The organism is Nonomuraea corallina, from assembly GCF_027620315.1.
Classification (GTDB): Bacteria; Actinomycetota; Actinomycetes; order Streptosporangiales; family Streptosporangiaceae; genus Nonomuraea; species Nonomuraea corallina.
Genome location: NZ_JAPNNL010000048.1, coordinates 11,928 through 24,367, shown reverse-complemented (window position 1 = coordinate 24,367; position 12,440 = coordinate 11,928). Strand labels below are relative to the sequence as shown.

Annotated in this window: 13 protein-coding genes; 4 read left to right on the top strand and 9 right to left on the bottom strand. The window is 72.6% G+C overall.

Annotation, left to right across the window (positions count from 1 at the left end; all coding sequences use genetic code 11):
• Positions 1–16 precede the first annotated feature (16 nt).
• Positions 17–1,438 carry an FAD-dependent oxidoreductase gene (locus tag OUY22_RS14755; protein WP_270155506.1) on the top strand — a complete coding sequence of 474 codons (1,422 nt, stop codon included), beginning with the start codon at positions 17–19 and terminating at the stop codon, positions 1,436–1,438.
• Here the strand turns inward: OUY22_RS14755 and era are convergent.
• The 8 genes from era to OUY22_RS14715 all read right to left on the bottom strand — a co-directional run bounded on the left by era (position 1,429) and on the right by OUY22_RS14715 (position 7,326).
• Positions 1,429–2,337 (bottom strand): GTPase Era, encoded by a 909-nt coding sequence (gene era / locus OUY22_RS14750; protein ID WP_270155504.1) that lies wholly within the window; start codon positions 2,335–2,337, stop codon positions 1,429–1,431. The genes OUY22_RS14755 and era overlap by 10 nt on opposite strands.
• 18 nt (positions 2,338–2,355) lie before the next feature.
• Positions 2,356–2,832, bottom strand: a complete 477-nt coding sequence (locus tag OUY22_RS14745; protein ID WP_270155503.1) for an NUDIX domain-containing protein — start codon at positions 2,830–2,832, stop codon at positions 2,356–2,358.
• A gap of 2 nt (positions 2,833–2,834) precedes the next feature.
• Positions 2,835–3,155: a cytidine deaminase gene (locus OUY22_RS14740; protein WP_270155502.1), complete on the bottom strand. Its 321-nt coding sequence runs from the start codon at positions 3,153–3,155 to the stop codon at positions 2,835–2,837.
• A gap of 9 nt (positions 3,156–3,164) precedes the next feature.
• Positions 3,165–3,785, bottom strand: a complete 621-nt coding sequence (locus OUY22_RS14735; RefSeq protein ID WP_270155501.1) for a hypothetical protein — start codon at positions 3,783–3,785, stop codon at positions 3,165–3,167.
• A gap of 311 nt (positions 3,786–4,096) precedes the next feature.
• Positions 4,097–5,416 (bottom strand): hemolysin family protein, encoded by a 1,320-nt coding sequence (locus OUY22_RS14730; RefSeq protein ID WP_270155500.1) that lies wholly within the window; start codon positions 5,414–5,416, stop codon positions 4,097–4,099.
• Positions 5,389–5,862 carry an rRNA maturation RNase YbeY gene (ybeY, locus tag OUY22_RS14725; protein WP_270155499.1) on the bottom strand — a complete coding sequence of 158 codons (474 nt, stop codon included), beginning with the start codon at positions 5,860–5,862 and terminating at the stop codon, positions 5,389–5,391. The genes OUY22_RS14730 and ybeY overlap by 28 nt, the downstream gene beginning before the upstream one ends.
• Positions 5,859–6,890 carry a PhoH family protein gene (locus OUY22_RS14720; RefSeq protein WP_270155497.1) on the bottom strand — a complete coding sequence of 344 codons (1,032 nt, stop codon included), beginning with the start codon at positions 6,888–6,890 and terminating at the stop codon, positions 5,859–5,861. The genes ybeY and OUY22_RS14720 overlap by 4 nt, the downstream gene beginning before the upstream one ends.
• 91 nt (positions 6,891–6,981) lie before the next feature.
• Positions 6,982–7,326, bottom strand: a complete 345-nt coding sequence (locus tag OUY22_RS14715; RefSeq protein ID WP_270155496.1) for a histidine triad nucleotide-binding protein — start codon at positions 7,324–7,326, stop codon at positions 6,982–6,984.
• 298 nt (positions 7,327–7,624) lie between these two features.
• Here OUY22_RS14715 and OUY22_RS14710 point away from each other — a divergent pair, with 298 nt between their 5' ends.
• Together OUY22_RS14710 and OUY22_RS14705 are read left to right on the top strand one after the other, a co-directional pair.
• Positions 7,625–8,137 carry a SigE family RNA polymerase sigma factor gene (locus OUY22_RS14710; protein ID WP_270155523.1) on the top strand — a complete coding sequence of 171 codons (513 nt, stop codon included), beginning with the start codon at positions 7,625–7,627 and terminating at the stop codon, positions 8,135–8,137.
• Positions 8,134–8,778, top strand: a complete 645-nt coding sequence (locus OUY22_RS14705; protein WP_270155495.1) for a hypothetical protein — start codon at positions 8,134–8,136, stop codon at positions 8,776–8,778. Before OUY22_RS14710 ends, OUY22_RS14705 begins: the two co-directional genes overlap by 4 nt.
• Before the next feature lie 85 nt (positions 8,779–8,863).
• Here OUY22_RS14705 and OUY22_RS14700 read toward each other — a convergent pair whose 3' ends face one another.
• Positions 8,864–9,589, bottom strand: a complete 726-nt coding sequence (locus tag OUY22_RS14700; protein ID WP_270155494.1) for a 16S rRNA (uracil(1498)-N(3))-methyltransferase — start codon at positions 9,587–9,589, stop codon at positions 8,864–8,866.
• A gap of 133 nt (positions 9,590–9,722) precedes the next feature.
• Here OUY22_RS14700 and OUY22_RS14695 point away from each other — a divergent pair, with 133 nt between their 5' ends.
• Positions 9,723–12,419: a nitrate- and nitrite sensing domain-containing protein gene (locus OUY22_RS14695; RefSeq protein ID WP_270155493.1), complete on the top strand. Its 2,697-nt coding sequence runs from the start codon at positions 9,723–9,725 to the stop codon at positions 12,417–12,419.
• Positions 12,420–12,440: the final 21 nt, after the last annotated feature.

Below are 12,440 nucleotides of genomic sequence, written 5' to 3'. Positions count from 1 at the left end.
CTCAGGAGGATCACTGGTGGAACTCGACTACGACCTCGTGGTGGTCGGCGCCGGCACCGCGGGCATCCCGTGCGCGGCGGAGGCCGCGCACGGCGGCGCCCGGGTGCTGCTGGTGGAGAAGGACCACCGCGTCGGCGGCACGCTGCACATCTCCGGCGGGCACATGGCCGCCGCGGGGACGCGCCGGCAGGCCGAGCGCGGCATCGCCGACTCCGCCGAGGCGCACCTGGCCGACATCCTACGCATCAGCGGCGGCACCGTCCGCGAGGACCTCGTCCGCACCGTGGTGGAGAACGCCGCCGAGACCGTCGACTGGCTCGACGGTCTCGGCTTCCGGTTCGCGCCCGAGACGCCGCGGATCATCTACGGGCACGAGCCCTACACGACCGCCCGCACCTACTACGGCGTGGACGAGGCGGCGTCGATCCTGGAGGTGTACGAGCGGGTGCTCGCCGACGCCACCGCCACCGGCCGCCTGGACCTGTGGAAGAACGCGCCGGTGATCGAACTGCTGACCGCCGGCGGCCGGGTCACCGGCGTCACGGTCCTGCGCGACGGCCAGGACGTACGGGTGCGCGCCCGCCACGTCGTGCTGGCCACCGGGGGCTTCGCCGCGGAGCCCGAGCTGTTCCTGGAGCTGGAGGGCGCGCCGCTGGTGTCGGCCGCCCACCCGACCTCCACCGGCGACGGCATCCTGCTGGCCAGGGAGCTCGACGCGGGCATCCAGGGCACCGGCTCGTTCCTGCCGAGCTTCGGCGGCCTGCCGCACCCCACCACCCCGGGCAAGGCCAACTGGTCCGACCGGCAGCTGCTCGTCGCCGCCGAGCGCCCGCCCGTCGAGATCTACGTGGACCGGACGGGCCACCGCTGGGTGGCGGAGGACGAGCCGTCCATCGACACCAAGGAACGCGCGCTCACCCGCATCCCGGACATGACGTTCTGGACGGTGTTCGACGACGCCATGCTGGAGTCGACCCGGTCCGGACGCCCGCTCGTGGTCGGCTGGACGCCCGAGGACCTGCGCGCCCAGGCGGGGGTGCGCGTGGGCGTGCACGCCGCCGCCACGCTGGAGGAGCTGGCCGGGCAGACCGGCATCGACGCCGGCGGGCTGGTCGCGACCGCGGCCCGGTACAACGCGGCCGTCGCCGCCGGGTCGGACCCCGACTTCGGCCGCGTCCACCTGCCGCTGCCCCTGGCCACGCCGCCCTTCTACGCGATCCGCAACCACGCCATCTCGCTGGTGACGTTCGCCGGGCTGGACGTCGACGCGAGCCTGCGGGTGCGCCGCGCCGACGGCGAGCCCATCGCGGGCCTCTACGCGGTCGGCGAGGTCATCGGGGCGGCCGCCACCTGCGGGCAGAGCTTCTGCTCCGGCATGCTGGTCACCCCGGCCATCACCTTCGGCCGGCTGCTGGGCCGCCGCCTGGCTCAGTCGTAGAAGCCGAGCCTGCGCAGCTGCTTGGGGTCGCGCTGCCAGTCCTTGAGCACGCTGATGCGCAGGTCGAGGTAGACGCGCGTGCCCAGCAGCGCCTCGATCTGGTGGCGGGCCTTCGTGCCGACCTCGCGCAGCCGCTCGCCCTTGTGGCCGATGACGATGGCCTTCTGCGACGGCCGCTCGACGAACAGGTGGGCGTAGATGTCGAGCAGGTCGTCGCGGTCCTCCCGGGGCAGCATCTCGTCGACCACGACCGCGATCGAGTGGGGCAGCTCGTCGCGGACGCCCTCCAGCGCCGCCTCCCTGATCAGCTCGCCGACCAGCACCTGCTCCGGCTCGTCGGTGAGCTGACCGTCCTCGTAGAGCGGCGGCGACTCCGGCAGGTGGCGCACGAGCACGTCGGCCAGCACGTCGAGCTGGTCGCCCGACTGCGCCGACACCGGCACCACGTCGGCGAACTCCGCGATCTCCGACACCGCCAGCAGCTGCTCGGCGATCTGCTCCCTGCTCGCCAGGTCGCACTTGGTGACCACGGCGATCACCGGCGTCTTCTTGACCGCGGCCAGCTTGCCGGCGATGAACCGGTCGCCCTTGCCGATCGGCTCGTTGGCGGGCACGCAGAACCCGATCACGTCGACCTCGGTCAGCGTCGACAGCACCAGGCTGTCGAGCCGCTCACCGAGGAGCGTGCGCGGCCGGTGGAGGCCCGGGGTGTCGACGATGACGAGCTGGGCGTCGGGCCGGTGCACGATGCCGCGGATCGCCCGCCTCGTCGTCTGCGGCTTGGACGAGGTGATCGCCACTTTGGTGCCGACCAGGGCGTTCATGAGCGTGGACTTGCCGACGTTCGGCCTCCCCACGAAGCAGGCGAATCCGGCACGATGGCTGTCTGGCGAGGTCACACTGTGCATTCTCGCCTATCAGGAGACCTGCGCACGCCACCAGGCGAACACGCCGGGCAGCACCCGCGGCGACCACGGGGTCATCGCCAGCTCGTCCAGCTCGTCCTCCCGGACCCAGCGGGCCTCCCTGATCTCGTCGCCGTCGGGGGTGGGCGTGCCGGACTCGATCGCGCACCCGTACACGGCGATCATGTAGAGGCACTCGTGGCCGTTCGGGTAGCGGACCCGGAACTCGGGCCCGCTGTGGACGCCGATCAGACCGCGCACCCGCACCTCGATGCCGAGCTCCTCGCGCAGCTCGCGCCGCACGGCCTCCTCCGGCCGCTCGTCCGGGTCGAGGGCCCCGCCCGGCGCCGCCCACAGCCCGACGTCGCCGTGGCGGGCCACCAGCAGCCGGCCCTCGTCGTCGAACACGCAGCCGCAGACCGACGGCATCATCAGCAGATCGGGCCCCAGCTTGGCGCGCACCCCGGCCAGGTAGGGCGACATCGGCATGCTCAGCTCCGCGGCGCGCCGTCGGGACCGGCCACCAGGATGGCCGGCACGCCCAGCTCCGCCGCCACCGCCCCGTCGTCCTCGGACGGGCCGTCGCCGTCGGTGACCAGCGCCACCGCCTCCAGCGCGCGGGCGCCGCTGGAGACCGCCGTCGCCACCGCCACCTGCACGGCCGACAGCCGCAGCGCGGACAGCGCGACATCGGTGGCCGCGTAGGTGCGGCCGGTCTCGTCGCGCACGGCCGCGCCCTGCGCCGAACCGTTGCGGGCGCGCGACGCCCGCGCCAGGGTGATGAGCTTGTTGTCTTCCGGGTCGAGTGTCACGAGGACAGGTTACGGGCTGGCCATCCGCATCACCGCGTCGAGGAGCTGGCGGGTGCGCTGCGGCTCGACCTCGGCCATGCTCGTGTGCACCATCGACACCAGCATGTCGCCCGACCGGGCCAGCACCACGTCCAGCGCGTACGGGTAGCCGTTCAGCCGGCCGCGCAGCTCGCCCGCCACCGCCTCGTCGGCCACGTCCGTCACCGGGACGAGCGCGGTGCGCAGGTGGGTGCCGCCCGCCGCGCGCACCTCACGGCACGCCCTGAGCGCGGCGGCGAGCGCGCTCATGTGCTCCCCCGCCGCCCCGTCGTAGCGGGCCAGGCCCACCCCGACCTGCTCGCCCAGTTCGTCACCCTGGTAGCTCGCTGCGGCCTGGGCGGTCAGGCCCCGTTCGGGAGCCCGGCCGGCGGCCGCGTCCAGCACGGCCCGGCAGTTGCGGTCGGCCGGCGTGAACGGCGCCCGCCACGCCTGCTCCGAGCGCGGCGAGAAGCCCTCGGGCAGCCGGGGCTCCTTGCTGAGGATCTCCTTCATCTGGGCCAGGGCCTCCGTGTCGAGCCCCTCGGCACCTCCGCAGCCTGCCAGGGCACCGGCAAGGAGCCCGCAGGCGATGATCCGCGTTCCGCGTTTCATGATTCCCCCCGATGCCCAGCTTCCCCGACCAGCGAAAACGGCAATCCACCGGAGTTACCAATAAACGATCAAACGCTAAAAGGGTGCCCTCGCCCGGTTATCCGGACGAGAGCACCCTTTACGCCGAACGACGTCCGACCGGCTAGAGGCCGGGCCGTCGTCGTCCCCCCAGGAGCGCCCCGCCGCCGAACCCCTGCGACGGCCGGGCGCCTCCCTCTATCGGCACCCACCGCACCGGGTGCCGAGAAACAGACTGGCGCAGCCCGCTTGCAACTCACTTGCCGACGGCTTGCCGCCGGGCCCGGGGCGGCTCACTCCCGCTCGGTCGCCGCCGTCACGACCTCGTCCTGATCGGCCCGGACCCGGCGCACCACCACCGTGCTGATCCGGTTGCGCCGCCCCGCCAGGCTCTCGGCGGTCAGCTCCAGCCCGGCGACCTCCGCCTGCGAGCCGGCGATCGGCACCCGGCCGAGCGCGTGCGCCAGCAGCCCGCCGACCGTCTCCACGTCGTCGACCTCGATCTCGGTGTCGAACAGCTCGCCCAGCTCGTCGACCGGCATCCGCGCCGTCACCCGCACCGCGCCGTCGGGCATCGGCTCGACCCGGGGCGCCTCCTGGTCGTACTCGTCGGTGATCTCGCCGACGATCTCCTCCAGCACGTCCTCGATGGTGACCAGACCGGCGGTGCCGCCGTACTCGTCGATCACGATCGCCAGGTGGATCTGCCTGGCCTGCATCTCGCGCAGCAGCTCGTCGATCGGCTTGCTCTCCGGCACGTACGTCGCCGGCCGCATGATCGACTCGACCGTCTCCGTCTCGCCGTCGCCGCCCGACTCGTGCACCCGCCGGGTGATGTCCTTGAGGTAGGCGATGCCGATCACGTCGTCCTCGTTCTCGCCGACCACCGGGACCCGGGAGAAACCGCTGCGCAACGCCAGCGACAGCGCCTGCCTGAGCGTCTTGCCGCGCTCGATGTAGACCATGTCGGTGCGCGGCACCATCACCTCGCGCACCAGCGTGTCACCCAGCTCGAAGACCGAATGGATCATCTCCCGTTCGTCGGGCTCGATCACCCGGCGCTCCTCCGCCAGGTCGACGAGGTCGCGCAGCTCGGCCTCCGACGTGAACGGGCCGTCGCGGAACCCCTTGCCCGGCGTGAGCGCGTTGCCCAGCAGGATGAGCAGCTTGGGCAGCGGGCCGAAGATCTTCGTCAGCCCGTACACCATCGGGGCGCTGGCGAGCGCGACCGGCTCGGCGTGCTGGCGGCCGAGCGTGCGCGGCATCACGCCCACGATCACGTAGCTCACCAGGATCATCACCGCGGCCGCCGCGAAGTAGGCCCAGCCCTGGTCGTCCATCAGGTCGATGAACAGCAGCGTCGCGATCACCGTCGCCACCAGCTCACAGCTCAGCCGGAGCAGCAGCAGCAGGTTGAGGTAGCGCGGGGCGTCGGTGACGATGGCGTGCAGCCGCTCGGCGCCGCGCTTGCCATCGCGCACGGCCTCCTCCGCGCGCACCCGCGAGATCCGCGTCAGCGCCGTCTCCACGCTGGCGATCAGGCCACCGACCACGACGAGGACGATGGCCAACGGCAACCAGGCGTTCACCGCGAGCTGCGCACCTCCCGCCATGCTTCGAGCAACCGCGCCTGCAGGCCGAACATCTCCTTGTGCTCCTCCGGCTCGGCGTGATCGTAACCGAGCAGGTGGAGGATGCCGTGGGTGCACAGCAGCTCGATCTCGTCCTGAGCGCTGTGACCGGCCTCCTCCGCCTGCCGTGCGGCGACCTGCGGGCAGAGCACCACGTCACCCAGCAGCGCCGGGTCGGCGGGCCCCTCGGACTCGCCCCGCGCGCCGCCGGGCCGCAGCTCGTCCATCGGGAAGGCGAGCACGTCGGTCGGGCCCGGCTCACCCATCCACTTCTCGTGCAGCTCCGCCATGACGTCCTCGTCGACGACGACGAGCGACAGCTCGGCCAGCGGGTTGATGCCCATCTCGGCCAGCACGTGGGTGGACAGCGCGACGAGGCGCTCCTCGTCGACGCCCACCCCGGACTCGTTGTTGATCTCGATGCTCATCGCCGCTTACCCCGTTGCTGCTGGATCGGTGAGGGCTCCCGGAGCGCGTCGTAGCGGCCGTAGGCGTCGACGATCTCGCTCACCAGCTTGTGGCGCACCACGTCGGCGCTCGTCAGCCTGGAGAAGTGGATGTCGTCGATGCCGTCCAGGATCTCCTGGACCACCCGCAGGCCGCTGACCGTGCCGGCCGGCAGGTCGACCTGCGTGACGTCACCGGTCACCACGATCTTGCTGTTGAAGCCGAGCCTGGTGAGGAACATCTTCATCTGCTCGGCCGAGGAGTTCTGGGCCTCGTCGAGGATGATGAAGGCGTCGTTGAGCGTGCGTCCCCGCATGTAGGCGAGGGGGGCGACCTCGATCGTGCCCGCGGCCATGAGCTTGGGGATGGAGTCGGGGTCGACCATGTCGTGCAGCGCGTCGTACAGCGGCCGCAGGTAGGGGTCGATCTTCTCGTAGAGCGTGCCGGGCAGGAAGCCCAGCCGCTCGCCGGCCTCGACCGCGGGGCGGGTGAGGATGATCCGGTTGACCCGCTTCTCCTGCAGCGCCCGCACCGCCTTGGCCATCGCCAGGTAGGTCTTGCCGGTGCCTGCGGGGCCGATGCCGAACACGACCGTGTGCTCGTCGATGGCGTCGACGTAGCGCTTCTGGTTGGCCGTCTTCGGGCGGATCGTGCGCCCGCGTGAGGACAGGATGTCGAGCGACAGCACCTCGGCCGGCCGCTCGGAGGTCATGCGGAGCATCGCGATGCTCCGCTCGACGGCGTCGGGCGTGAGGTCACCGCCGCTGCGCAGCACCTCGACGAGCTCCTCGAAGAGCCGCACGACCGTGCCGCTCTCGTCGGGGCTGCCGGTCACGGTGATCTCGTTGCCGCGCACGTGGATGTCGGCCTTGAAGGCGCCCTCGATGACGCGGAGCAGCTCGTCGCGGGAGCCCAGGAGGCTGACCATCGGGTATTCGTCCGGAATCAGCACCTTGGCCTGAGTGCGCGATGGAGGTGCCGTGCGTCGGGATTCGTGTAGTTCGGACATGGGCAGGCCAGCGGCCTGATGCCTCCGGGTCTCGATGTCTGTTCTTCTTTACCCATCGTATCCGGGGCCGGAGCGTTTCCTCGCGGCAATTTCAGCCCGGAGGCCACGTCAGGTCGCGGCCGCCCAGAACGTGCGCGTGCACATGGAACACGGTCTGACCCGCGCCCGCGCCGGTGTTGAAGACGATCCGGTAGCCGCCCTCGGCCGCGCCCTCCTGGACGGCGACCGCGTGCGCGGCCTTGAGCACCTCGTCGGCGAGCCCCCGGTCGGCCTCGGCCAGCGCGGCGGCGTCGGCGTGGTGCTCCTTGGGGATGACGAGCACGTGCGTGGGCGCCTGCGGGTTGATGTCGCGGAACGCGAGCGCCCTGTCGGTCTCCAGGACGACCTCGGCCGGGATCTCCTTGGCCACGATCTTGCAGAACAGGCAGTCGGTCACCCGATCACCTTACCGATAGGGGTGGCTCTCCCCTGCGTAAGGCCGGGCGGCGCTGACCTGCCACGCCGCGGATCCGATGATCAGCGTTGCGAATCGGTGACCAGATCAGCCGTGGCGGCCGAAGATCCAACGGTTAGGGTGTGTGTGCACTACCACAGCGACGATTTCAGCCACGGGCGAGACCACCTGGCGAGGACACAACTGGGTCATGCCCCCAAATCCGGAAGAGCGTAAACCGTCAGGGAAGGCCGCGCGTCCCACTGATGTGACCACCGAAACCCTCCTGGTCGACAGATCCATGGGGGCGGTGCCCGTCGGGTGGGACGCCGACATGGCCGTGACCGCGCTTTACAGCGCGCATTTTCGGTCATTGGTACGTCTCGCCGTGTTGCTGGTGCGCGACATGGCAACCGCGGAGGAAGTCGTGCAGGATGCGTTCGTCGCCATCCACGGTGCCTGGCGCCGGTTACGCGACCCCGACAAAGCACTCGCCTACCTTCGGCAATCCGTCGTCAACCGGTCCAGGTCCGTGCTGCGGCACCGGGCGGTCGTGGAGAAGTACGCCCCGAAGGGCATGCCCGACGCACCGAGCGCGGAGCACGGCGCCATCGGCGAGTTCGAGCGGTCCGCGGTCATCGAAGCCCTGCGGGCGCTACCGTCACGCCAGAGGGAGGCACTGGTCCTTCGCTATTACGGTGATCTGTCCGAAGCCGAGATCGCCCACGCCATGGGCATCAGCAAGGGGGCGGTGAAGAGCCACACGGCACGTGGCATGGCCGCCCTGCGTTCCGTCCTGGAGAAGATGTCATGACCCAGCCCCCCGACGAGTACGGCGAGCTGCTGCGCCGTGCCCTCCGTGCGGAGGCGGAAGCGGTCGTGCCCTCGCCGGACGGGCTCGACGTCATCCGTACGAAGATCGAACGGCGCGGCGCGCGCAACCTCTTCTGGTGGCGTACCGGCGCCGCCGCCGCCAGCGCGGTGCTGGTCGCGGCGACGATCGTGATGGTGGTGCCGGAGCTGCGCCACCGCGTCATCGAGGCGCCGATCCAGGAGGTGCGCAGCACCTCCAGCGTCACCCACCCGGCCAAGTCCTCCACCAGCCGGCCCGCCGTGCCCAGGTCGACGGTGCGTCAGAGTGAGCCGGTGGTGGTGCCGCCGGTGCCCTCCTCGGAGCCGCCGCCCGACCAGCCGGCGCGCCCGTCGGAGACGGCCAGGTCCACCGCCAAGCCGACGCCCTCCCCCACCGCGACCCCCTGCCCCTCACCGGCCGACGGCCAGGCCGAGCCCCCCGACTGCCCGGAAGCCGGCGACCCGCCGCCGCCGTCACCCACGGAGACCGAGACCTCGACGACGGCGACGCCGTGCCCGGAGGAGGAGTGCAAGCCGCTGAGCCCGGCCCCGAGCCCCTCCGACATGCCCAGCCCCATGATGAGCGCCCACACCATCCCCTGACCCGCGCAGGTCCAGAGCCCTGTACGGGTGCCGCAAGCCCGCCCGCGTCACCACCGTTCGTCACGGAAGTGGCAGCCCACCCACGTCACCAGCGTCCTGTACGGGCGAGCAGGACCGCGGCCGCGGCCAGCCCGGCCGTCGAGGTCCGCAGCACCGTGGACCCCAGCCGCACCGTCGCCGCCCCCGCCGCCCGGAACTCCTCCACCTCCCGCTCCGACACCCCGCCCTCGGGCCCCACCACGACGACGATGTCGCCGTCGGCCGGGAGCTCCATCCGGGACAGCGGCTCCGCGGCCTCCTCGTGCAGCACCAGCCCCAGCGCGGCCCCCGCCAGCAGCCTCACCGCCCCGGCCGTCGTGACCGGCTCGGTCACCTCGGGCAGGTGGAACCGCCTGGCCTGCTTGCCCGCCTCCCGGGCGGTCGACTGCCAGCGCCGCAGCGCCTTGGCCGCCTTGTCGCCCTTCCACTGGGTGATGCTCCGCGACGCCTGCCAGGGCACGATCACGTCGACGCCCGCCTCGGTCATCATCTCGACCGCCAGCTCGCCCCGGTCCCCCTTCGGCAGCCCTTGGACGACGACCAGCCTCGGACTGGACGGCGCGACCTCGTACCTGCCGAGCACCTCGACCCGCAGCGAGTCCTTGAGCACCTCGCGCACCACGCACTCGGCCACCGACCCGCCGCCGTCGGTGAGATCCACCCGCTCCCCCGCGCGCAGCCGTCTGACGGTGGCCGCGTGACGCCCCTCGGGGCCGCCGAGCACCAGCTCGGGCCCATCAAGCTCGTCCGACAGGAACACCGGAACCGTCACCAGGCACCTCGGATTCTCTACGTTACGCAGCAGCGCGGACACGCAGCGCAATATCGTGTCGCGTGCAGCCTTCCTGAGATCACTTTACGAGGGGTCGATGACCGTCTCTCCCGCACGCCGGCGCCGCCGTCCCGTGCGCATCAGAACGCGCCTCCTCCTCGTCCTGGCCGTGCCCACGCTCCTGCTGATCGCCGGGATGGCCACGCAGGCCGCCTCCCACCTGCGCGCCCGCTCCGCCGCCGCCGAGACGTCCCGGCAGGCCACGCTGGTGCTCGCGGTGCAGAATCTCGTGCACGCCCTCCAGCGCGAGCGCACCCTCCTGACGGCGCTGCACGCCGGCGACGGCCGCGTCAGGGCCGACCTCACGACCGCCCGCCTGGCCACCGACCGCTCCCACGCCGCGCTCTCCCAGCTGCTCGCCGCTCCGGACGCCACGGGCGTTCCGTACGCCTCCGTGCGCCGGGCTCTGGCCCGGCTCCCCACCCTCGATCGCGCCCGCACCACGGCCCCGGCCCTGCCCCTGGCCCCGGAAACGCCCGCGGTTCCCGGCGGTCCGCCCCGCGCCCAGCGGTCCACGTACGGACCGGAAACGCCCATGATCGGACCGTTCGGCGCGCCGGTCACCCCCGCACCCGCGCCAGGGCAGCCCTCGACCTCGGCGAGCGCCGGCACGGAAACAGTGAGAGCCGATGCGGCCGGCCGTCAGGAGGCGCGGCCGGCGGCGGACGGCAAGGGAGCGACGGGCGGCGGACCGGCGACCGATCGTGGGCCGACCGATCGTGGGCCGGTGGTCCGCCGGGAGGTCTTCCAGGCGTTCACCGACGCCATCACGGAGCTGACGGACGGCTCCTTGACGGGCTCTCCGACGCCGGACGGCTCCTTCGCCGGTTCCCTGTGGCCGGACGGGTGGCCGGACGGGTGGCCGGCCGGTTCCCTGTGGCCGGACGGATTCTTCGCCGGTTCCCTGTCGCCGGACGGGGTTCTCCCCGGGACGCCCGTGCCGGGGCCGTTCACGGAGACGGCCGGTCTCGGGGACCCGGCGCTGACGAGGCCCGCGCGGGCGCTGGAGGCCATCAGCCGGGCCAAGGAGGCGGCCGCGCGGGAGCGGGCGGTGGTCACGGCGGCCTACGTGACAGGCGGGTTCCGCCCGTCCGAGTACGTCGCGTTCCTGGAGGCCAGGGCCTCCCTGGCGGACTCCCTGGCCGCCTACCGGCGGGTGGCCGCCCCCGCCGGTGCGGCCGAGCTGTCCCGGGCGCAGCGAAGCCCGCAGGCGGCCAGAACGGCACGGCTGGAACGGCGCGCCCTCGCCGCCCCGCCGGGCACCCCCTTGGCGGTTCGCCCGCGTACCTGGCTCGTCGCCAGCGGCGCCTACGTCAACGCCCTGCACTCCGTGCAGCGTTCGGCGGGACAGGAGTTGCTCGCCCGCGCCGCGGCGGTCCGCGAACGCCACACCCGACATCTGATGCTGCTGACCGGTGCGGGGGCGGTGATCCTGCTGGTCATGGCGGCGCTGGGCACGCTTCTCGCCCGCTCGATCCTGCGCCCGCTCCGGAGGCTCACCGGCGAGGCCACGGCCCTGGCCCGCCACGTCGCCATCCTGGAGGCCGAGCCGCGCCACCCGGCCGCCGTCGGCGCCGCCGAACCCGGAAGCGCTCACCCGGCCCATCTGTGGCGCGCCTACAACGCCTCCTTCCGGCCCGCCGCCGCTTCCTTGCGGGGCCGGCGCGACAGGGACGGCCTGGGCCACGAGGCCGGACGCCTCCAGGCACGCGGCCATCTGGTCTCCCGCTCTCACCGCCGCGACGGGGAGCGCCGGTTCGACAGCGTGCTCGGCGCGCCGACGGACTCAGATCCCGCCGACACACCCCCTTCGTCGCGGTCCCCGCACCCGCCGCCCCAGGACGGTCTCGACACACACGAGACCCCGGACGCCGCACTCCGGGACGGTCCCGGTCCAGCACACGAAGGTCCGCACGGTCCCGACGCTGGACGCGAGACCCCGGACGGGCCGGGCGCGGGACCCGGCCCGGCGCGTGCGGACGGCGGTGCTCATCGGGGTGAGTTCGGGCAGTTGGCCGGGGCGCTGATGGACCTGCATGAGGCGGCGGTGCGGATCGCCGCCTCGCGGGCGGAGATCCGCCAGGACGCGGCCGCGTCGCTGGAAGGGCTGGGGATGCGGCATCGGGATCTGGTGCACCGGCAGCTCACGTTCATCAGCGTGCTGCAGCGCAACGAGTCGGACCCGGCGGTGCTGGCGCGGCTGTGCGAGCTGGACCGGCTGACCAGCCGCCTGCGCAGGAACTCCGAGAGCCTGCTGGTCCTGACCGGAACGCGGGGGCGGCGGCGCTCGTCGGAGCCGGTGCCGGTGGACGAGGTGTTGCGGGCGGTGCTGGCCGAGGTCGAGGACCATCAGCGGGTGGCGTTGCGGGTGGCGGGCCGGGCGTACGTGCGGGGGCCGGTGGTGGCGGAGGTGGCCCACATGCTGGCGGAGCTGCTGGACAACGCGCTCTGCTACTCCGCGTCCGATGCGGAGGTGAACGTCGTGTCGCGGGCCTTGGACAGTGAGTGCCGCATCATGATCTCCGACCAGGGGGTGGGGATGACGGCCGCGGAGCTCGCCACGGCCAACGCCCGGCTGCGCGGCGAGCAGAGCTTCCTGGTGACGCCGACCCGCTGTCTGGGGCACCACGTGGTCGGCAGGCTGGCGGAGCGGCTGGGCGTGCGGGTGTCGCTGCACAAGTCACCCGGCGGCGGCGTCACCGCGCTGGTGGCCCTGCCGGAGGAACTCCTGGCCGTACGGCCCGCGCAGCTCCTCAAGGACTCCCGCTGAGCGCCCGGCCCGGCGCACCGG

Excerpts from the sequence above, each read along its gene's own strand:
- OUY22_RS14745 (WP_270155503.1), bottom strand. The coding sequence starts at position 2,832 with ATGCCGATGTCGCCCTACCTGGCCGGGGTGCGCGCCAAGCTGGGGCCC.
- OUY22_RS14735 (WP_270155501.1), bottom strand. The coding sequence starts at position 3,785 with ATGAAACGCGGAACGCGGATCATCGCCTGCGGGCTCCTTGCCGGTGCC.
- OUY22_RS14730 (WP_270155500.1), bottom strand. The coding sequence starts at position 5,416 with ATGGCGGGAGGTGCGCAGCTCGCGGTGAACGCCTGGTTGCCGTTGGCC.
- ybeY (WP_270155499.1), bottom strand. The coding sequence starts at position 5,862 with ATGAGCATCGAGATCAACAACGAGTCCGGGGTGGGCGTCGACGAGGAG.
- OUY22_RS14720 (WP_270155497.1), bottom strand. The coding sequence starts at position 6,890 with ATGTCCGAACTACACGAATCCCGACGCACGGCACCTCCATCGCGCACT.
- OUY22_RS14710 (WP_270155523.1), top strand. The coding sequence starts at position 7,625 with ATGGGGGCGGTGCCCGTCGGGTGGGACGCCGACATGGCCGTGACCGCG.
- OUY22_RS14705 (WP_270155495.1), top strand. The coding sequence starts at position 8,134 with ATGACCCAGCCCCCCGACGAGTACGGCGAGCTGCTGCGCCGTGCCCTC.